Genomic DNA, 20,996 nt, shown 5'->3' on the forward strand with positions numbered 1-20,996 from the left:
TCGGCTATGCGCCCTGCAGCTACACCCTATTAGACTGACAAACTCGGCGTTAGTGCTTTACGCCAAGGTTCATGCTCCAAGAGTTCAGCAGCTCCATTCTTCTCGATGTAGTCACTTTCCGAAGCCGGTGAGGTAGATCGGCTCTCCGTTCAACAACAGCTGGTCGCCCTCCACACGAACCGTTCGAATGCCACAACGTTGCGTGTAGCGATCCACGACTTCGCCATTGTTGCTCGATTCGAACTCAAGATGATACAATTCCGGTTTATATATTCCCCAAAGACGTGCATCGGGAATACGCAGAAGGCCTTCAAACGCACCATCTTCGCTCACAGTAAATTGCTCGCATTCACCACTCTCGATTGAGCGCACGGAAACGCTTTCCACCCCGGCAGTGACTGTCCCCCTGATTTGAAGCAGGCCATCGGCTCCCTCGATCTCAGGGTCGATATAGACTGATAAAAGCCGCTCCGTCGGCGTTGCGCAGAGATAGACCGATCGATGGATCCCGCTATAGGGGAAAAAGTCGAAATTGACACTCGGCCGAAAGGGCGAGGTCAAACCCGGTATCGCGGCCTTGTCAAAACCACCCTGCGGCACGGTCTCTGGTGTTAATTCACAATCCACACAAACCACCAAGGTATTAGTCCCCGCCTGAAGCACGGAACCCAGACCGAAGGAAAACGGTGTATAGCCCGTTTCATGACGTCCGAGGTGCTCCCCGTTCAAATAAACGTCCGCGATGTAATTGACGGCGGAGAAATACAGCTCCAAGTGCTGACCGGCCAACGACTGCGGTACTTCAAACTCACGGGCATACCAAACCTTCCCCATGTGGTTGAAGGTTTCATAATCGGTAAACTGCTCATTGAAACTCGCCGGAACCGCGACCAACCGGTTCGAATCAAATCCCCCGCCCCATTCCCGGGGGTCATCTTCGGCTTTTTCGACACGAAACTGCCATATCCCGTCGAGTGAGAGCTTCGTTCTAAATGTATTCGTTTGAGGTTCTTTCATGGTCAGGATTAATGAGCTGCTACAGCTCCAAAAATCCGAGATACAATGACGAATAAATTGAAACTTAATCCATTAAACTGGATTAAATTTCGACGGAGCCATGACCACAGTTAGGAAAGTCAATGATCAGTTCACGCCGGCACGCTAATCTCAGCAAAATGCTAGATCCAGCGCCCCCTATAATGGGACAGACCCGAAACAGGCAACTAGAGCACATTGGACATAAAATCCGCTAAAGCCGGATCCGGTTTATGCTCCAACACATCGTTGCCTACACGGTAGACACCAAAAGCCCAAACTTGTTTGCAGGAAACAAGAAGCAAACATAAAGGTATCCAAAGACGCCGCATCACTTAGTCCCCTGCGGGCTCGTTTCGCCCCATCCATAACGGGGTCAGCAGAAACCAGGCAACCGTCGCGATCAGCATGACACGATGCACCGCCGGCAATTCGATACTTCCGGCCAGAAACAACACGGGCGGTGCAATGACACCAATCAGGGCGATCAGAGACAGGGCTTGTAGTAGCTTACGCATGGAGGACCTCACTTTCCGTTTTCTTCTGAAGAGCTTTACTCAGGCCGACATACAGGCCCGCCGCGATAAACCAGCCCGGTAGGCTGACAAAGAAAATCTGGATACCGGCGAACTTCACCAGCAAAATGCAGATGACGAGGGTCAGCACCCAGGCTAGAAACGGCGGCCAATTAAAAGACAATCCACTCTTTTCCGCATAGAACGACTCGAAGCCCATACGCTTGGCCAACCAGAAATCGACGAAGATCACCGCCCCCATGGGCATAAGGATCAATCCGTAAAGGGCGACAAAGCCCAGCAGCTTCATCGCAATCGCGGGGAACATCGCAGCCACTGTGGCCAGTAGTCCGGTTCCAATCGTCACCGCAAAACGCGACTTGCTTGGCATGATCGCTTGGAAGGCCAGACCCGCACGGTAGATAGTCGGGTTCGCAGTCGTCCAGCCCGCGATAATCACGCAGAGCAGGCCCGCGATACCGCAAGCCTTGTTCGCCATCGGCCCGGGCAACACACTGGTATTGGAAGGATCCAGATGGATTTGAAGCGCAAACAGCAGCGAAGCCGCCAGCCAAGCCAGGAAGTGCCCCAGATACATGCCACCCGATGACGCAATCGCATACCAGGACTTCTTGGCGTAACGTAAAACAGTCAGGTCCGACATGCCCACGTGCATCGCCATATTGGCAAACCAGGCAAAGAAGGTAACATGCCAGAAAGTGAACTTCACTTGGCCGGGCAAGGGATCGCCCCCCTTCCATAAGTGGGTTTGCGCCAAAGCCCATAGGTCGGATGCCGATTGAATTTCGGTTCCGGTCACATCAATAAACTCTTTCAGCGAGACCAAACCGAAGGCGATAAAGACCAGCACCATCCAAGGTGCCGCGATATTCGCCATCCGCGCTACCATCCGATAGCCGAAGGCCGCCACAAAGGCGATGGCCACGCCAATCGCGCCCACAGCCAGCACCCAGCCGACACTGTTAGGATACAAGTCGTTCAACCCCGGCATAGGAAAATTAAACCAGACCCCCACCGCCGTCGCCGACACCGTGATCATCGAGCCAGCGAGGAAGCAGAACATCACCCCGTTGGCCAAATTGTAGAGCACCACAGGCTGGCGACCACAGATTTTCTCCAACTGGTAGTAGAGCGTGAGCCGCATCCGCGTCGCGATCGGCGCGGTCAGGAACACCCAGCTCAATACCGCGAGCAAGTTGCCAATGAATAATCCTCCGATCACATCGGAGGCGCTCACGCCGGCCGCCACAAAAAGCGGACCGATCATGAGCTCAGTGCCTGCAGTGTGCTCACCGGCATACATGCCGATGAAGCTCTTAAAACGTAGTAGCGCATTCCCAGGGACCGGGCGGCGCTCGTATTCTTCGGCACCGGCATGACTGGTGGTCGTTTCTTCCGGAGGGGTATTACTCATCTGTAAAGGGATTTAATTGTTAGGGGTTAAAAATTAGTATAACGTTTTAATGCATATTTTCTATTAAATAATGCCGTTTGACGGCCCCGAATAAGAGACTCAAAGCCCTCAACATTACGGTTCCTCTATGCCTCGCCTTTCACTTTCTAATCATGGACATCATCGAGAGCACCTTCTTCTGAACGAAGCTCTATTCTCGTATAGGGGGAAGAGATGTAAGTGATATATGCTTTCCCCCGAATGTCGACGACCTTTCGGTGATTGCTAAAGATATCAATCGTTGTATGGCCCTTTTCGAGTTGGATATCAACTACCCAACTATTACCACTCTGATTCATGTCCCGGAAGTTATCATTGGGTATCAATTCATTGATGTATGCCAACGAACCGTCAGGCCCCCGATCGTATATCCAGAAAATACGTCCACTATCCGCCTTATCGTTCTGGGCAAAGGTCACTGTCACTTTGAGTGAATCGCCTGCGACTTCAGTCGTGATGGAAGGCGGAGCAAGAAGAGGATTTTTCTCCAGAAAAAAGTGCTGCAACAGAAATGCTTCCTCGTTCTGTTCGTCGTGTTCAGCGGCAGGATGCGCCTTCCGGTAGCTATGACCCGTGTTCGCCTTCAAGTAAATGGGGATCTGAGGATATCTGCTGCCACCATAGATGAGGTCATACATGACAAAGTCGTGTGTCCCCGGTTGGAAGAGAATCTCGACATTTCGTTCCATCAACTCATCCCAACAACTGGCGACGAAAACCTCTTTTTCCATCGACTGCGCAAAGTGTTTCAGTTCATCCCAAGAATGTCCCTTGGCCAAGGCCTTATCGTTATAGTTAGGACCGGAGTACCCGCCGAGAAAGGAATAGCTGGGTTTCATATCATGCCCCAAGGTTTTTTCCCGTTCGAAATACTGCTGGTCATAAGCTTTGAGTTCTTCCCATGCCGCTTTGTCACACATGCGCAGGGGGGATGACCAGATCGGAGAGACACACGCAAACTGAGCGGTGATGCGCTTATCAGCAATAAGGCTTATCGAAGGGGATGCGCCGTTTTTGGACGCCCCGGTCACGGCGACCTTTCCCGGTGCAAAGAACTCGTTTTCAGCATAGGCCGCCGTGATCGCGCGGCTGATCGTTGCCGGCCAGGCCCAGAATTGCTTTTTGGCATGAGGATCCAGCGTTGCCAGAAACTTCTCTTCACTCTCTTTCTCCAGCTCCCCTTGACCAAAACTGTTAAGGTCCTGAACGATGGTTTTGACCAGGCCGACCCCGCCTTTCAGAAGCTCAATATCCAAACCATGCAGCTCGACTGTCTTTTCAACATTATCAAGGTGGTTTCCGCCGGTCACCAGCATCCCTTTAGCCTTGCCCTCTTTGGGGACAATGAACCTTACAGGCACACGATAGTCTCGGCCCGGCCAGATTTCACCCACCTTGATGCTAAGGGCTTTTTGCCTCGTGGGAACCGTTCCGGGCACATCATGCCAGTCCTCGATGACGACAGGATCAAGAGTTGCGGCATTCCGCATTTCCTCCTCATTCAGGAGCCCTTGAGATTGCAGGGGAAATAGTGGATAGATGACCATTGCTATATAAATGATAACACTAATTCGTCGCCTAATTATAGTTTGAATACTTCTCATGGCTTAAAGGCCGCATCTCTATCAAAACGGGCCAGCAGATCCCGCTTGGTATGGCCGCTGATGCCGGTATTCAATAATTCTAAATCCATCACGAGGGCCCCCTCATCCGGAAAAAATGATTTCAACATCCTGATAGTTGTCCGGCTGTTGCAATATGGCTTTCCGCGTATGGACGAGCCCGTCATTGGATGTCATCTCCCGGATTCGGGAGATGGCCTTGTCATGATAGATTACCCTAAAGAAATCATCCGGCAACAGGAAGACAGATTGTGGTTTACTCATAATATCAATGCGTTAGCGGCAGGAACATTGACTGACATTCTGCGACTCACAGACATGTCTTACGTATGGCTTTCGCGACGACTTCCCCCTGCACTTTTTGCCCGTCTTCATTAAAGTGCGTACCATCGTTACTGTAGAATTCCGGGTGATCTTTCATTACGCTATAAAGGTCTGTCATCGGGACTGAAAGCTCATGGGCCAGTTCAGCCATACTCTGATTACGAACCTTAACGTGCTCGTTCCGTGTGTGATATTGATCCAACTGATCCGCCACGCGTACCGGGGTGCTGTTGCACAACATCCATTTGGCTCCCGGAGTATGCCCTATCAGTTCGCGGACAATACGCCCCAAGTGCGCGGCATAGGATTCCTCCGAATAACCGAAGCCGTGCAGGCCGTTATTGAAATGAATCGCATCAAAGCGCGTATATTCCAGAACCAGCTTAATCTCGTTAAGATAGGCAGGATCCGCAGGAAAACGTGAGGTGCCCACCCAGGCCACTGAAACCTCATCCATCAGCACATCGGCAACTTTCTGCCCATAGGCCGCGACAATCGAGTCTCCCACGAGCAGAACGCGCGGAACACGAATCTCGGTTTGATTGGAATCCGGGACCCAAACACGCAGCCACTCTATAGGCTCACGCATTAATTTATTTTTTGGTATTTGTTCTGTTTCCATAATTACTCAGGGAACATCGGTTCGAAAAGGGACCATGGGCAGGCCCACTCTATTGTAGAGAGGTGCTTCGGGGTTGTAGGCCCGGCGATGGGCTTTGCGACGCCCTCGGCGCTGATCGGCCCAGCCCACACCGGCAATGCCTCGTCCTGCTGCAAGACCTTCTGCGTCCCGAAGATCGCAGGCAGCTTCAAATCACCACCACAAAGGAGACTGCCAGTTAACAGCATCAAGGCGCTTGCGAAGAAACGCGCTAACAACGGGACGGAAAAGTGTTTTCGCATAATCATAACAGTCATATTTTCAAATCCTAACGCTCGTCCAAAATGGAGGTGAAGTGATAGCATCCTGAAGCAACTTCGTAGGCGACGCCGCCCGGGACCTCTTCCAGATAGCGCACGCCCTCGGCACTTTTCGCTGCGACATCCCCCTCGCGAATGCTACCGGGAAGCCCGGGAACCAGCACGCGGGCCGTGGTATTGGCCGGGATAGTCACATCCAGGCTCAGGTGCTTGCCGTCGCGCTTCCAGGAACTCTCAATCCAACCATAAACCGAATGGACGCGGGCCTTGGCCCAGGTCAGATCCCCCACGACGGCCGGCTTGATGAGAATTTTGCGGTAACCGGGCTCCTCGGGGCGAATGCCCGCGATTCCCTGATAAAACCACCGGTCGAGGGAAACGAAGCAGGCGTGGATCTGCGTCCCGTAGCCATTCCACTGCTCCCACATGGTGGTCGCTCCCTGCGCCAGCATATAACCCCAACCCGGATACGTTTCCTGAGTGGCGATGTCGAACAGGATATCGTCCCGGCCGTTTTCCTGCAGATATTCAATAAGGAACCACGTTCCGAGAATGCCGGTTTCGACATGGTTCTGGGCATGGATGCGGATACGCTCGATCAAGCGGTCCTCAACCTGTGCGCGTGCTGACTCGGGGGGAACCCCGGTCATCAGAGGCATCACTAAGTATGGCTGCTCGTCGAGCGCGTAGTAGGACCCTTCTTCGTTGAAATAGGCTTCATGTGCGCTGGAACGGATGGCTGCGATCCGCTCCCGGCAATGCACGGCTTCCTCCTCGTCGCCCAGAAGCGTCGCTGTCTTTTCCTGAATTTGCCAGAGGTAGATACGGTAGCAGTCGTTGAAAAAGCAGATTGCTTCAATCGATGGCCAATTGGCACCATTGTTTTCCATCCCCCGTTCGGGGGCCACCCAGTCGCCCAGAAAGTCCCATTTCTGTTTGCCGTAAGGCTGCATGAGGTTGTCCGGACTGTGAGACTCCAGAAACTCGAGATATTTCCGCATAGCCTCTTGGCTGCGCTCCAGAACCTGCAGGTCGCCGTAATACTGATAAAGCCGCCACGTCATTATGTTGAGCATTGCACCCCAAGCTGGCCCACCGCCGCCCCATTTCGAAGGCACCGTATTGGGAACCGCTCCGGTTTCCGGGTTTTGCGACAGAATCCAGTCGTCCAGCCATTTGCGGTAAAAGGCTGGCACCCAGAAGTTATGAACGCCCGTTTCGATGATTGCCTGCCCATCCGCCCCGTATCCCAGACGCTCACGATGGGGACAATCAACCGTATAGCCCCCCAAGTCCAGACAGCGGTAGGTCCATGCGTGAAGGTCGTGGATACGGTTGAGCAGTTCGTTGGAACACGCGAAGCTACCGGCCTCCTCCAGGTCACTCTCAACCAGGAAGGCCTGGGCCTCATTCAAGCGCGGCTCCCGCGGCAAGCCCTTGACGGTCACATAACGGAAGCCGTGGTAGCTGAACTTGTTTTGAAAGACCCCAGGCTGCCCCGAGGAAATGTAAGTGTCCTTCTGATTGTATTTGCCCTTACCATCGGAACATACGAACTCAACTTGGTTACCTTCCGGCAGCGCCGGAATCTCGAGCCGCAACCACCCGGACAAGTTGGTCCCGAAATCGATCTTGTAGGCACCCTCTTCGCCCGGTTCGCAACTCACTGCCTCAATGGTTTTGCCGATCCGGTTCAGCGGGCACGGCTGCACTTCCAAGGCCCCCGAAGGGGCAGCAACTTTCTGCGGCGTTCCCCATGAGCTGTCGTCGAAATCTGGCAGAGCCCAGTCCGGCTGCTCCAAGCGAGCATCGTAGCGTTCCCCGCCAAAGCGCCCAAATCCGTATGTCCCAACCGAGGTATAAGGGCTCGCGGTGGTTTTCCAGCCCTCGTCACTAGTCAGTTCCATGACCTCTCCTTGAGCGGATTCGATCCGGGCAAAGAAACGGACCCTCGGGCTCAGCGGACTGATAAACCAGCCCCGGCCCGCCCAAATACCCACCGCATTCTGTCCCTCCTGCAAGAATGAGGTGATGTCGTAAACCACATAGAACACGCGTTTGCGGTCATCGGATACCGCAGGGCTCAGGACATCGCTTCCGACCTTCCGTCCATTGACATAGAGTTCCTCGTAGCCAGCCACGGCGACATAGGCCATCGCCCGGGTAGCCGTGAAGGGCAGTTCGAAAGTTTTGCGAAACCAGGGTGAAGGCGCCTCCTCACGATCCCATCTGCCTTCGCCTGAAATCCATTGGGCATTCCGCCAAGCCGATTCCGGCATGCCCCCACCCCAGGACGCCATTTCGCTCCAACCGGAGGCCTCGCCTAGTTTGTTCCAGACACGGACTTTCCAATAAGCCACCTTCGGCGCAATCACCGGATGCCCTCCATAGCGCACACGGCTTGCATCCCCAGAGACCTTGCCGCTGTCCCAGCAGTCACCCTCATCACGATCCAGCAACTCCCGACTCGACGCAACCAGCACCTGATAGGCACTCTCCCGAGCCCCACGGACCGGAGACAACAACTCCCAACTCAACTGCGGCTTCGCCTCGTCGACACAAAGCGGATTGCGTTCGTATTGTGTCCGTAAATTGATCACTTGCATCTTTTCTGCGATGTTCGGGGCTTCATCTCGAACGGCTACTTTCGCTGCGGGCTCAAGTTTGACTTCCGCAGCGTTTGCCTGCCATCCAAGGCTTGCGACTGTCATCGCAAAAAATAAACTAGAAAGCCGGATTTGTGTAACGTAACTTTGCATAGTATAATCGTGTTTTTCTCAGAAAGAAGCGGCAGCAGATATCCAGCGGAAGGGAGAGGCAGGATAACCGGCTTCATTATATAGGTTACAGATAGGATTGTCGGCCCAGGCATAGAAGAGGGCTCTTGGCTCGGGGACTTCGGGGCAGTTGACCAGAACGCTGTTGCCCTCGATTTTTCCTTCGGCTGGATGAAAGACGCCGTCGGGGCCCGCGAGGACAAAGCCTTTAGCGGTGGCCGCACCGTCATTGGTTTTCAAGGAAGAGCCTTTGTTGTCAAAAACAACGCGAAGGCTCGAAGACACGCGATATATGGCCTTCATGGCGGGGCCTTCCGGGTTTTCCGGTAAGCCGTTGACAAGCGACATCGCTCCTATGGCCAGACGTTTGCCGACTGGCTCTTTGATACTGGGATGGTATGCGTCAGAGTATTCGACGATGTCCATCGCCGAGATCAGTTGAACGCTACTCATGTTTTCCGCGACTGACTGTTGAACCTCGCGAATCGCAGCGAAGCCACTGTTGGGCTCATACAAACTGGGAGGGGTTCCATGCACGAGCTGAACGATGAGAACGGGGAGTGCGCCGCACCCCCAGCGCTCACGCAAATCTGCAATGAAAGCCTTGAGCAGAACCTCGTATTCAAGAGGGTCGCTCTTGTTGCTTTCGCCCTGATACCAGGCAACACCGCGGATGGTATAGTCGAGGTAGGGCGCGATCATGCCGTTGAAGAGTTCCGTGGGAGCATACGGACTGCGATAGCCGTAATCGTTTTCCACCTGGAAGCGCCACAATCCGGCTAGGGGCAAGGGAGAAGCGTCGGCGATACCTGGACATGAGACTGTTATTGCCTCAGCAGGACCGGTCATGCCGCCGTCAAAGAACTCACTGCGCACACGGACTGCGATAGTGTTACGTCCGGCACGCACCTGCGAGGCGGGAATGGTGTAGAACCGTGGTTCCCGATAGGAGGTCATACTTATCGGAGTAGAGCCCACCGGTGTCCCGTTCCAGTGGGTCACATCAGATTTGTCGATCGCTCCCAAAGAAAGTTGCAGGTCGTGCCCCACCCAGTCGGCGGGGATTTCCACGTCCCGGCGGAACCAGAACACGCCGCTTTGCTGGTAACCTTTGTTCTGCCACTGCGTGGGCAGTTCCATCTGCGGCCAGTCTTCGACGGAAAACTCGGGGGCACCCCAGCCCAATTGGCGGCCAGGGCTGTTGAGCGGATCGCCTTCAAGCTGAGGTGGCCGCTGGCACACACCCATAATGCGGTTGGCGTGCGAGTCTGCCAGGAGCTTGTCGTAGGCCACCATTTGTTCTTTGACGCAGGAATTGGCTTCAAGACTCTCCCGGCTCATCCAAGACTCAATACGCGTGCCCCCCCAAGAGGCGTGAATTACACCCACGGGCACATCAAGGCGCTCCTGCAACTCTCGGCCGAAATAGTAGGCAACCGCCGAAAAGTCACTCGCCGTTTCCGGCGTGCAAAGAACCCACGCTTGCCCATGGAGTTCGTCCAACATTTGTTCGGAAGCGTTTTTCGTCACATTGAGCAAACGCAGCTGCGGATTATCGGCCAAGGGCAGAACGTTTTCCGCTCCATGCACACGCCGCAGCTCGAATTCCATGTTCGACTGTCCGGAGCAGAACCAAACTTCGCCCACGAGCACATCGTGAAGGGCAACCCTCTGCCCGGCGCTTTCCAGAGTCAGTTCACAGTGTTCGGCGGAGGCAGCCAGCGGGGGCAGCATGAGCTGCCAGTGGCCGGTTTCATCGGACTCGCCCTGCACTCGGATCTCGCCCAGCGTAACGCTGACTGCAGAATGCGGCATGCTTTGACCGCTGACGCGAACGGGCACATCACGCTGAAGTACCATGTGATCCGTGAAGGCAGGATGGAAACGAACAGTCGTATCGACGAGTGACTCAAGGTTAAGGGATTCTGCGGTATCACCAGTTCGTACAAAAATGCTGCCCATAACTATGATTATTAGTATTTTTAGAATGGAATCTTTAAACACAGTGTTTAGTGCATTCAGAGAATTGGAAATCGATGCAAGCGGACGGTGCGCCTGCGCTGACTGCATCCCACTTACGGCCATCACATAGCGCCCGGCCACCCGTCCATCCGACTGACGACCGGCAACCCAGCGAACATACTTGAGCGAGTAACACACGACAGCCGACAAAGGCACAATCACAAGAGTCCATTCAATCCAGCACATAATAGAATACGATTAGCCTTTCACATTTTCAAAACGAAAAACATTATTCACTGCTAAGTAAAAAGATTCCACATATGCACATAAGCAGACTCGAAAGAGAAAAGACATTATAAGGCTCTTTCAGCTTCAAATGGCTGTATAATGAAAAGCTTGAAAGATATGCGCAGACCATAAGAGGAAAGACAATTGCCGCAGAACCGAGAGACGCCATCCTGTCGACGCTCAGGAACTGGAAATAATAGGATCCAACAGCCAGAGACACCCATATCAAACTCACCTTAATCACTTTTCCTATATTTATTTCTCCATTTCCAGGGATAAACTTGAATTGAGAAAAGAACCCATTGCCGAGTGCGCAAGCAGTCATCACCAGAGGAATTCTCAAATTTTTCATCGCTTCCACATCTTGATATTTCGACGATATAATAATCAAAGTGAGAAACGTACCGGTGAACAAAATTCTGCCCATGAGTAAACTCACCCAGATTACTTTATCACGTGCAGAAATACCCGATTGCCCATGATTTGATCTGTATTCCTGAACCACCATCATACCAAGCGACAACAGCAGCAGTAGAAACCCCAACCAGCGCTGCCAGATAACATGTTCGTTCATGAAAACGATTGAATAGAGAAACGGAATCGCAATGGAACTGTTTGATGCAGCAACCGAAATCCCGTTATGACCATATTTGAAGCAATTCACATTGAATGCCTCAGAAACAGAATTAATAAATCCCGCAGCAACAAGCAGTACAACTAAAGGCAGCACTTGCTCCCAATCAAATGAAACATTGGGATTGTATAGAAGATAGACAAGCCAGCATACGATGGAGGCCATGCCATTACTGATGCAGTAGAATTTAAAGAGGGGAACACCATTTTTGGCCACATACCTTCTTACGCATGCGATCATCGACCACATCAGGCCAGTGACAATACAAAGCACCGTTCCAGTAAACATACTATATTAGTTTTAATATAAAAACAATTAGCCCACTACAACAAATCCTTTTGGCGCAACGACTATGCCTTCATCACTCACATAGGATTCCATTGAGTGATTAACCAAAACCCTGAAGCCGTTGGAATAAGTCGTTTCGGTAACCTCCGAATTCAGACGTTTAAAGTCATCGATAAATTCCGTTTGAAGCGCTGAAATTCGGCCAGCATCTTCCGAGACCTGTTTGATCACCCGAACATCCTTTTTCAGCTTCTCTTTTCCGCCAAAAACAAGATCTCCATCATTGGTCCAACCATCAGCCCCGGTATAATAATCCGGATTAAAAATATGGTGATAATAAAAGGTCGGCATTGATCCATAAGCAATGGCAGTCAGGTAAGTATCGTCACCCGAATCTATATTTACGGCCGACCGGAAAGCGTTATAAATCAGGAAACCGTGGTAAACGATCGGGTAGAGCGGGATATCTTCATCAATATACGGCAGAGCCGTTGAGACATTTCCCGCGATCGAGTAAGCCCGGTCGAGCTCCGGCAACGCCCAGTCTCTTGCCCCCTCTGAACTTGCAGCCCCAAAAAACTCCCTCTGCTTTTTGAATATTTTTTTAAACCATTCCGCATTCTCGCGTCGAGTCATCGGATGCACGGAATCGTAGCACTTTGTCAACTGGGCAACGGAAATGACATCGGAATAATAGACCCCATTCACTCCTAGCTCCCGTATTTTCTCCAATCTGGGCGTAACATATTTTTCGCAACATTGCTTTGCGCAAAACTGATAGTATTGCCCCCCACCCGCGCGTCCAGACAAGGTAATACTGCCATCGTGATCCTTTGCCATGTCAGCGGCATCATATTGATTTGAAAGCGTGCAAGCACTCCAATAATTATCATGTCCCGACATCGGGTAGCCCAACTCTCGCGCCCGGCTTATCAGCTTTCGGTAGCCTTCCTCACCACCGAATTTCTCCTCAACCGGGAAAACCGTGGGCCAAGCACCGTCATGGCCTCCGTAATTCCATCCGACCATGCAGAACTCAGTGTTACCAACCCCCTGCGCAGCACATTCCTCAACCAGTGCCAAGGCGTCATCAAATGTCATATAAACCTTGACCTCCGGTTCCGTTTCCGGCGTCTGCTCGAGAATGGTCGGCGGCACAGGTTTATGCCCAAGGCGGCAACGGATATAAATGGCTTTTGAAGAATACTGTAAAACAGGGTTATCCTTCATTTTTTCATTCAAGGTCGGCAATTTCCGCTCGCTGATATTGTAATTGCGGTAGGCCTTTCCAATCCCGGCATAAGAAGCGTCTTCGCCTTCCAGAACTTTAAAATGCACCAGGATATCTTCCGGCAGTATTCTTTCATCCCGGAAGTCGCGTAGCTCAAAAACAGGATCGACTGAATACTGCTTACGATCTCCCCAGCAGGTGCGTATCGACAGGTAAAAATCAAACTGCCCTCCGTCCACAATCGCCGCAATCGCTGCTCCGTTTCCATTCAATGCGCCGAACAACGGCATGCTACAATGCGGAGCAGAGTAAGGGTAAGAGACTGGCAGTTTATATTCCGCAGAAGTCTTCTTTTCATTCTTACAGATACCCCCGGTTCCACACGGCAACACTAACTGACTGCCGTCTCCTTCGTATCCAGAGACGAATCCGGGCAACAATCTGATTGATTTAAATTTGTATTCCCCTTCTTCAGCAAATACATCCTTTTCGACAATCGCATCAATGGAGTCCCCATCATAGCAGGTCAGCTTGAGCTGAAATTTCAACCCCATCACCGGATGAGCGGCATTGCAGGTTGCTCCATCTTCTGTCGAAGCAAAGTCGAGCACCCAACCGTTCTCCCTCGTTACTTCGCTGACTATCTCTATTCCCTCTGAGTTCCAACAAGCGACAACAGCGGGCAATGGAGCTTGATAAAGCGCTTGCCCGTCGAGTTCACAGAGCATGGTATCTTTAATATTTTTTACGACTAACATAATAATTTCCTAGTTCAGTCCTTTAAAAAAACTTCGATGACCGGAATAGAAGTGTCTTCCGGTTGATTCATTAGACGCAAAGCAGCGGCGTCTTTGTGAAAGCGCGGATTCAGATTTTCGTTGGTGAAATTACCGGTTTTTACGATCTGAAAAGCACTGCCATCTGAGAGTAACTGCGCGTATTTGACGCGCCCGGCCAGGCCGCGCAGAGACAATGCTCCCCTCGGCCAATGCAGGATGTGCACGTAGAGACGATTCAGTTTCTTGTTGTAGGTATAGCGACAATCCTTCGGTGGTGGCGGTAAGTCCTTGGGAGCGGCGCCGCAGCCATAGATAGAGCGCGCGTTGTATTTCATCCAGTGCGCGACATAATCCAGACTCTTCATCTCCAGCGGAGAAATATAGCCGCGAGCAGTCGGTCCGATATTGATCAAGCTATTACCATTGAGGCTGGTCTGCGTGATGATCGTTTCGAGGATACGCAACGGCGTTTTAGCATAAGATTTTTCGTCGCGATTGTAGCACCAAGAGGCGCTCAACGTGTGACAGCCTTCCCAAGGCACACTGTTACCCTCTGCGTCGAAACAGTCTTCCTCCCGCAAATAGCTTTCCGGGGTGAGGATATTTTCGCAACCGGGTAGCGCCAGACGGTTGTTGAGAATAACATGCGGCTGTAGCTCGCGGATCATGTCATACATGGCCTGTGACTCACAGGCGACCGGATCGATCTTGCCACTGACATCAAACCAGAACTCAACTATCTCACCAAACTCGGTTAACAGCTCACGCACCTGATCGCGCATATATTGAGCGTAGCGGCTCATGTCGCGTCCCTCGTTCAGGCGATCAATTTCTTCCTGAGGCAGATGATGCAGGCTGTGCGAGCCATCGATAATGAAGTCCGGATGATACCAGTCCGAGATTGAGTAATACAGCCCAACCGCGATTCCTTCTTCACGGAAGGCGTCCACTATTTCGCGTAGGACATCGCGTTTCGCAGGCGTGTTCGTGATTTTGTAATCGGTAAACTGCGTGTCCCACATGCAGAAACCGTCGTGATGCTTTGTCGTGAAGATCACATACTTCATACCGACGCGCTTGGCAGTCTGAGCCCAGTGTTTCGGCTCGAACAGGTCCGGGTCAAAGTGATCGACCATGAACTGATAATCCTCTTGAGGAATCTTTGAGTAATACTGGCACCACTCATGGGTGCCATGCATGGCATAGACGCCCCAGTGGATAAACATCCCAAAGCGATCACGCTGAAAACGCGCTAAGTTTTCATCGAATTTCATGGCAATACAAAATTTAGATTTAAAGGTCCGGTTGAAAACAATCATTCAGCAGACAGCCAAGGCCTACTACAGATCAGTCCTTTAAGAAGACTTCTATCACCGGGATGGGCGTGTCTTCTGGTTGATTCATTAGACGCAAAGCAGCGGCATCTTTGTGAAAGCGCGGATTCAGATTTTCGTTGGTGAAATTACCGACTTTTTCGATCTGAAAAGCACTGCCATCTGAGAGTAACTGCGCGTATTTTACGCGCCCAGTCAGACCGCGCAGAGATAAAGCTCCCCTCGGCCAATGCAAGATGTGCACGTAGAGACGATTCAGCTTCTTGTTGTAGGTGTAGCGACAATCCTTCGGTGGTGGCGGAAAGTCTTTTGGTGCCGAACCGCAACCATAAATAGAGCGCGCGTTGTATTTCATCCAGTGCGCGACAAAGTCCAGACTCTTCATCTCTAGTGGAGAAATGTAGCCGCGAGCAGTCGGCCCGATATTGATCAGGCTGTTGCCATTGAGGCTGGTCTGCGTGATGATCGTTTCGAGGATGCGCAACGGCGTTTTAGCATAAGATTTTTCGTCGCGGTTGTAGCACCAAGAGGCGCTCAACGTGTGACAGCCTTCCCAAGGCACACTATTGCCGTCTGCATCGACGCAGTCCTCGTCACGCAAATAGTTTTCGGGCGTGAGAATATCTTCACAGCCAGGTAGCGCCAGGCGGTTATTGAGAATAATGTGCGGCTGCAACTCGCGGATCATGTCATACATGGCCTGTGACTCGCAAGCGACCGGATCGATCTTGCCACTGACATCAAACCAGAACTCAACTATCTCACCAAACTCGGTTAACAGCTCACGCACTTGGTCGCGCATGTATTGAGCGTAGCGGCTCATGTCGCGTCCCTCGTTCAGGCGATCAATTTCTTCCTGAGGAAGATGATGCAGGCTGTGCGAGCCATCGATAATGAAGTCCGGATGATACCAGTCCGAGATTGAGTAATACAGCCCGACCGCGATGCCTTCTTCACGGAAGGCGTCGACGATTTCGCGTAGGACATCGCGTTTTGCAGGCGAGTTCGTAATTTTGTAATCGGTAAACTGAGTGTCCCACATACAGAAGCCGTCGTGATGCTTTGTCGTGAAGATCACATACTTCATACCGACGCGCTTGGCGGTCTGAGCCCAATGCTTCGGGTCGAACATATCGGGCTCGAAATGATCGATCATAAACTGATAATCCTCTTGGGAAATCTTTGAGCGGTACTGGCACCATTCATTGGTGCCATGCATCGCATAGACGCCCCAGTGGATAAACATCCCAAAGCGATCGTGCTGGAAACGCGCTAAATTTTCATCGAATTTCATTACAATATGGAGTTTAGATTAAAAGGTTGGTTCAATAGGTTTGGTTATGTTATGCGGCATTAATCGTCCTGAGGCTTGTGGGTCTTTTCCTCGAACTGCTGCCTATCCATAAGAGAGACATGACCTACAACGCGACCATCGTCCAATGGGTTATCAATACGGGCCTTAAGGTCACGGAAGAGGCGGAATGTATCGATGATCCCCCCGATAAGAAACCAAACCGTAGAAACAATTCCATAGATCATGGCCACGAAAATGTAGACAACGAAGAAGTAGATACTCCACCACTTATCCGGCCAAGGGCTGATCGCGTTCCAAACAATGACACAGACAAAACAGAGGAAAAACTTGAAGACTATCCCGTATCCGAACACCGACCAGGCAATGACCTTGTCTCCGGTCGTGTAGTCGGGGGTGATGCCGACTAGCTTTTTGATGATATTTTTAGGAGCCCAAGAAACCTGGATGTGTTTTTCACCATCAATGCTGTATTCGCCACGGTGCAGCAGACGGTCCAGATTGTAGGGCTTGCGACAGGTCAATCGAGAAACAATCACGTAAGCCCCCACGCCCATCAGCATCGCAATGAAAGAGAACTCATAGGAATTGATTGGGCACTTCACCGAATTCATCTCCCAAATAATGTAGGGATTGAAGGGTTTTGAAATAAAAGTAAGAGTATTCGCCAAAGGCGTAACCAAGTCATGATGCTCTAAGAAAGGATAAACCACTGCAGCCCAATTTCGTTGAAGCAAAAGCGCGAATAACGAGAACCCGCTGCCAAAGACCAAGGCTGCGTAAGCACCCGCCGTCGTCCCAAAACGGCTGTAAAGACCAAAGACCATAATCGGTCCAGCCCCCCCCAACCACAAGGCTGAAACGATCGTTAGAAACATGCTCAGAAAATCCAGGTTCACAAACAGCATTGAAAACACCCAGAAAATGATTGCTACGCAAACCGCAGAGACTCGCAGCAGCAGCAAATGCTTTTTCGGAGTCAACGGATTCTTTAGATTGGGAAGAACAATGTCCTGCACAAAAGTCGCAGAGGAATTAAAAATACGCGAATCGTCTGTCGAAAGCATCAGCATGAGCATCAGAAGGCAAAACACGCCCGTCAGCCCAATCGGAAACACCTCTCGCAGGGTTACCGGCATCATCATTTGATAATAAAGCGTTCGGTATTCCTGAAGCTCTCGATTACCTTCTGGAGTATCGCCCAGAACCTCATGTGCAGTCTCGAAATAAATCGTGTCGAGATTTTCCTTTTGTGAAAGAGGCGCATCGACACCAATCTCATGATACTGAGGTGGAATTGCCGCGATACGCCGATTAAACTCTTCTCGCGTTGCCTCGTCACCCACAACCTTCCCGGCAACTTGCTCGGAAAGTTGAGTGCGGATGTCTTGGGCCTGCTCCGCATAATTACGGTGGGTCATGACCGTAATGACTAACACTGCAATAGCCAACATCATGAAACTGGACAAACCCGCTCTCCAAGCTCCCAGAAGTCCAGCCATCTTCTGTTCGTGAGGTGTGCGCCCCGAGCCCGACGTGTCATTGCCGATCCAACTGGCACGGTTCAAAATTGAACTGCAAAGATGCACTACTAAGGCAAAAAGATTAAAGTCGCGTAAGCCAGATATATCCATAGGATTCATGAAGCTTTGCCCATCAACGCGATCCATTAGCGTGGGAGAAACCTCCCCACCCCAGGACAAGTTCATAATCAAGTATCCGACGATAACGACGAAAACCGGATAACAGATAAGCCCCTGGAAGCAATCAGTTAGCAATAATGAGACACGTCCTCCCGGCCAGATAACGATTATGGCCAGCATCAATACGAGAGTAACGACCAATCCATAACAAGGGAACGGTATTCCAAAAATCATTATCTCATGCGGGATCCCGAGGTAATAGATGAAGAAATTCGCCGCAATCGCCGGCCCCACCGCATTGCTAAGCATCTCTGCAGTTGTGCGAATTATCGCTGCGATCACGCGGAAACGCCGGCTGTAGCGCAGTTCCAGAAACTGACCAAGCGAAAGTGCCTTGGTTTCACGATAACGATACGTACAATAACCGGTCAGCCCCATAAATATCCCAAGCGGCATCATCAACATATTCCAGAAGCCAACCCCATACCCTGTCTGATACTGCATTTCCGCCGTCGCAACTAATGTCACAACACCTAGAGCAGAGGTCAGATCGCCAACTGAAATCACGTAACGTCCGGCGACACGTCCCGCAGCCAGATAATCGACGACCCCATGTACGTATTTACGTGAGTGTCGCGATAGCAATAAAATGAATACCGTTGGTATTATAACAATTAACCAGTCTATCCAATGCATGAAACAGATCCTCTATAATGATTCGGTTCCGGCCTTTAATTTCCGACCTTACCAGATTTAAAATCAATATTAACAACAGAACTTAGGTTACCCGAGCAAAGCTTTACACTTAACACTTCACCTTCGGGTTTAGCCTCTACGACCAAGGGGGCAGATCCCCACGAGAGAACCCAGAGGGCCTGTGCAGATGCACTCTCACAACGCCCCCTCAGGTAGTAATCTTCTTCATTTTGGCCAGTAGTATCGTTCGGATGAGTGCAATGGCCAAAATCAAAGCGCATGGGCGCATTGAGTGACAGGCCTTGGAACTGGGCACCTTTTGCCTGCTCATCCGCAAAATGCAATGTCGCCCATTGATTGGATGACTGTTCGATTGATTCTCCGCGAAAAGCCATCTCGACGGGTTTCGCCGGTAAAACCCGAAGACGCCGCCAAGGCTGGTAGGAAGTGCGATGCCCTGTCGCCGATGCGTCAAAGTCCGCCCACGGCACATCGGAATGAAAAAACCAATCGATACAACGCGCGTGCGCGCTTGTCACTTTGTCCACCAAAACCAGTCCATGACCATGCCAATGAATCACCGCCCGCTGAAAGGCAAAGTCGGGCTCCACTGGCTCGTTATTGAACCAGTAATGAGTTTCCTCGGCGGGGTCACCCAGAAATAGTCGATCCGGTTCCTGCCCGCCCTGATTGGCGAGCATGAAGGCATCAATGTTTTCCGAGTGAAACTCGTCTTGAAGCACGCCTACCACTGGCATGGGCTCTTTTTCGTCGAGCATCACGGTATTGTGGAACATTGCGGTATCCAGCCCCTCGGGACCATAGCGCGGGAACGGATCCTTAAGCAGCCTGACGCCTCCGACATCCACCGTCACATGGCCGTGGTCTCGATGTCCCTTCCCCGTGCCTTCATAGCCGTAGCGCGCGGTCATGCAACTCGCGTCTGATTCCCAGCTGCTGCGGCTGAAAACCGTGCCGTAACCCGACATATTGTGGTAGGTGGCCTGCGGCGCATGCACCTTGTCCACGGGTCGATAGAGCCAGAAGTTGAGCAGGGGCTGGTAATGCCCCAGCCCCAGCAAAGCAGCGTTGGTCACCTTGAGTGGCGTGGCATCCGGGTTGCTGAGCACCTCGCCCATTCGTGTCCGCAAAAGCCAGCCCAATTCGGGATCACCTGACAGGTGCCATGCCTGGACCAATGCGGGACGAACGGTGACCGGTGCAGAAATCGAACACCCGCGCGGGTGGTTCATCAGCACCGGCCCCGGTATCACCGTGTGCAAGTAAGCACGTATAATATCGACATAAGACGGATAGGTTTCAAAAGCTCCCTCTCCTTTATGCCCGGCGAACAGATCCTGCTTGGGAGTTAAATGGGAAGCCGTCAGCAAATATGCCAGCAAGCCGTCTGCCGCCATCAGGTGATAGTCGGGCGCCCCCTCGACATGAAAACCATCATCGAGGAAGGTCGAGCGGAATTCCGCATTACGACGTTCCGCCTGAAAACGCAACAAGCGGCCAGAACGCTCATCCTCGCGCGCAATCGACGCAAGGAGGATCGCCGCATTCGCCCACATGCCTCGATTGTTGTATTTGAGACGCTCTTCGTGGAAGGCATAACGATTCGCGTAGTCACCAAGCGCTTCGAGCAAACCACGCTTTTCCTCCACCAGGAGTTCCTCTGGGGCATAGGCCTCCAGCTGATCAAGCAGATGCATCAGCACCGAGGACAGTCCCGCTTCAACCCAGTAAGCCACGCCCCGGGTGAACCCCTCGAAGAACTGGCGTGGATTGTCCGAGTATCCCTCGGGCTGTTCGCCCCTCATGATGCGATAGCGGTTTTCCTGCCATTGCGGAAGCATCTTGCGATAATAAGTCAGCGCACCACGCAACCAGTCACCGATCCAGTGCCAAAGCTTTGGATCATTACGCACCGTCGCCAATACGCAAACGGCCATCACTTCATCCAGATCACCATCATGACAAAAAACTGGAAACTGTGCCTGGGACAGCTCTCCCTGGGCGACAAAGTGTGCTTCTGCTTCTTCCAGAAAGCGATGCCAAATCGGCTCGTTCACGTTCGCCAGAACATCCTTCCGATCTGACGCAGTCGTCCAGACAAAGGGATGGGGTATGTATTCAAATTGCATGATTGATAAAC

General features: G+C 51.8%; 15 protein-coding genes. All 15 read right to left on the reverse strand.

Translation table 11 applies throughout. From position 1 onward, the window contains the following. Window positions 1–111 precede the first annotated feature (111 nt). Complete coding sequence (locus tag O2597_RS07130) at window positions 112–1,017, reverse strand: sugar-binding domain-containing protein (protein WP_269523611.1); 906 nt, start codon at window positions 1,015–1,017, stop codon at window positions 112–114. Between the two features lie 353 nt (window positions 1,018–1,370). Continuing rightward, the gene (locus O2597_RS07135; RefSeq protein ID WP_269523612.1) at window positions 1,371–1,553 is read right to left on the reverse strand and encodes a hypothetical protein; all 183 of its coding nucleotides are present in this window, start codon (window positions 1,551–1,553) and stop codon (window positions 1,371–1,373) included. Next, window positions 1,546–2,985, reverse strand: coding sequence for a purine-cytosine permease family protein (locus tag O2597_RS07140; RefSeq protein WP_269523613.1), 1,440 nt, complete (start codon window positions 2,983–2,985; stop codon window positions 1,546–1,548). The genes O2597_RS07135 and O2597_RS07140 overlap by 8 nt, the downstream gene beginning before the upstream one ends. A gap of 146 nt (window positions 2,986–3,131) precedes the next feature. After that, window positions 3,132–4,571 carry a hypothetical protein gene (locus O2597_RS07145; protein WP_269523615.1) on the reverse strand — a complete coding sequence of 480 codons (1,440 nt, stop codon included), beginning with the start codon at window positions 4,569–4,571 and terminating at the stop codon, window positions 3,132–3,134. 159 nt (window positions 4,572–4,730) lie between these two features. Then, window positions 4,731–4,910 carry a hypothetical protein gene (locus tag O2597_RS07150; RefSeq protein ID WP_269523617.1) on the reverse strand — a complete coding sequence of 60 codons (180 nt, stop codon included), beginning with the start codon at window positions 4,908–4,910 and terminating at the stop codon, window positions 4,731–4,733. 46 nt (window positions 4,911–4,956) lie between these two features. Then, a complete protein-coding gene (locus tag O2597_RS07155) occupies window positions 4,957–5,592 on the reverse strand; it encodes an SGNH/GDSL hydrolase family protein (protein ID WP_269523618.1) in 636 nt (211 codons plus the stop codon). 2 nt (window positions 5,593–5,594) lie between these two features. After that, complete coding sequence (locus tag O2597_RS07160; protein ID WP_269523620.1) at window positions 5,595–5,873, reverse strand: hypothetical protein; 279 nt, start codon at window positions 5,871–5,873, stop codon at window positions 5,595–5,597. Window positions 5,874–5,899: 26 nt separating this feature from the next. Next, entirely contained in the window at window positions 5,900–8,602 is a 2,703-nt protein-coding gene (locus O2597_RS07165) for a family 78 glycoside hydrolase catalytic domain (RefSeq protein ID WP_269523622.1), read from the reverse strand. Between the two features lie 66 nt (window positions 8,603–8,668). Then, window positions 8,669–10,630: a sialate O-acetylesterase gene (locus tag O2597_RS07170; protein ID WP_269523624.1), complete on the reverse strand. Its 1,962-nt coding sequence runs from the start codon at window positions 10,628–10,630 to the stop codon at window positions 8,669–8,671. 289 nt (window positions 10,631–10,919) lie between these two features. Further along, window positions 10,920–11,840, reverse strand: a complete 921-nt coding sequence (locus O2597_RS07175) for a hypothetical protein (protein ID WP_269523626.1) — start codon at window positions 11,838–11,840, stop codon at window positions 10,920–10,922. Between the two features lie 27 nt (window positions 11,841–11,867). After that, window positions 11,868–13,829 carry a DUF5696 domain-containing protein gene (locus O2597_RS07180; protein ID WP_269523628.1) on the reverse strand — a complete coding sequence of 654 codons (1,962 nt, stop codon included), beginning with the start codon at window positions 13,827–13,829 and terminating at the stop codon, window positions 11,868–11,870. Window positions 13,830–13,843: 14 nt separating this feature from the next. Further along, window positions 13,844–15,124, reverse strand: a complete 1,281-nt coding sequence (locus O2597_RS07185; RefSeq protein WP_269523630.1) for an alpha-L-fucosidase — start codon at window positions 15,122–15,124, stop codon at window positions 13,844–13,846. 73 nt (window positions 15,125–15,197) lie between these two features. Beyond that, on the reverse strand, window positions 15,198–16,478 hold the full coding sequence (locus tag O2597_RS07190) for an alpha-L-fucosidase (RefSeq protein WP_269523631.1): 1,281 nt from the start codon (window positions 16,476–16,478) through the stop codon (window positions 15,198–15,200). A gap of 59 nt (window positions 16,479–16,537) precedes the next feature. Continuing rightward, window positions 16,538–18,835 (reverse strand): sodium:solute symporter family protein, encoded by a 2,298-nt coding sequence (locus O2597_RS07195; protein WP_269523632.1) that lies wholly within the window; start codon window positions 18,833–18,835, stop codon window positions 16,538–16,540. Window positions 18,836–18,870: 35 nt separating this feature from the next. Next, a complete protein-coding gene (locus O2597_RS07200; RefSeq protein ID WP_269523633.1) occupies window positions 18,871–20,985 on the reverse strand; it encodes a hypothetical protein in 2,115 nt (704 codons plus the stop codon). Window positions 20,986–20,996: the final 11 nt, after the last annotated feature.

This window comes from Coraliomargarita parva (genome assembly GCF_027257905.1).
Taxonomy (GTDB): domain Bacteria; phylum Verrucomicrobiota; class Verrucomicrobiia; order Opitutales; family Coraliomargaritaceae; genus Coraliomargarita_A; species Coraliomargarita_A parva.

Excerpts from the sequence above, each read along its gene's own strand:
- O2597_RS07175 (WP_269523626.1), bottom strand. The coding sequence starts at position 11,840 with ATGTTTACTGGAACGGTGCTTTGTATTGTCACTGGCCTGATGTGGTCG.
- O2597_RS07145 (WP_269523615.1), bottom strand. The coding sequence starts at position 4,571 with ATGGTCATCTATCCACTATTTCCCCTGCAATCTCAAGGGCTCCTGAAT.
- O2597_RS07135 (WP_269523612.1), bottom strand. The coding sequence starts at position 1,553 with ATGCGTAAGCTACTACAAGCCCTGTCTCTGATCGCCCTGATTGGTGTC.
- O2597_RS07150 (WP_269523617.1), bottom strand. The coding sequence starts at position 4,910 with ATGAGTAAACCACAATCTGTCTTCCTGTTGCCGGATGATTTCTTTAGG.
- O2597_RS07170 (WP_269523624.1), bottom strand. The coding sequence starts at position 10,630 with ATGGGCAGCATTTTTGTACGAACTGGTGATACCGCAGAATCCCTTAAC.
- O2597_RS07140 (WP_269523613.1), bottom strand. The coding sequence starts at position 2,985 with ATGAGTAATACCCCTCCGGAAGAAACGACCACCAGTCATGCCGGTGCC.
- O2597_RS07185 (WP_269523630.1), bottom strand. The coding sequence starts at position 15,124 with ATGAAATTCGATGAAAACTTAGCGCGTTTTCAGCGTGATCGCTTTGGG.
- O2597_RS07130 (WP_269523611.1), bottom strand. The coding sequence starts at position 1,017 with ATGAAAGAACCTCAAACGAATACATTTAGAACGAAGCTCTCACTCGAC.
- O2597_RS07155 (WP_269523618.1), bottom strand. The coding sequence starts at position 5,592 with ATGGAAACAGAACAAATACCAAAAAATAAATTAATGCGTGAGCCTATA.
- O2597_RS07190 (WP_269523631.1), bottom strand. The coding sequence starts at position 16,478 with ATGAAATTCGATGAAAATTTAGCGCGTTTCCAGCACGATCGCTTTGGG.
- O2597_RS07200 (WP_269523633.1), bottom strand. The coding sequence starts at position 20,985 with ATGCAATTTGAATACATACCCCATCCCTTTGTCTGGACGACTGCGTCA.
- O2597_RS07195 (WP_269523632.1), bottom strand. The coding sequence starts at position 18,835 with ATGCATTGGATAGACTGGTTAATTGTTATAATACCAACGGTATTCATT.
- O2597_RS07160 (WP_269523620.1), bottom strand. The coding sequence starts at position 5,873 with ATGCGAAAACACTTTTCCGTCCCGTTGTTAGCGCGTTTCTTCGCAAGC.
- O2597_RS07165 (WP_269523622.1), bottom strand. The coding sequence starts at position 8,602 with ATGACAGTCGCAAGCCTTGGATGGCAGGCAAACGCTGCGGAAGTCAAA.
- O2597_RS07180 (WP_269523628.1), bottom strand. The coding sequence starts at position 13,829 with ATGTTAGTCGTAAAAAATATTAAAGATACCATGCTCTGTGAACTCGAC.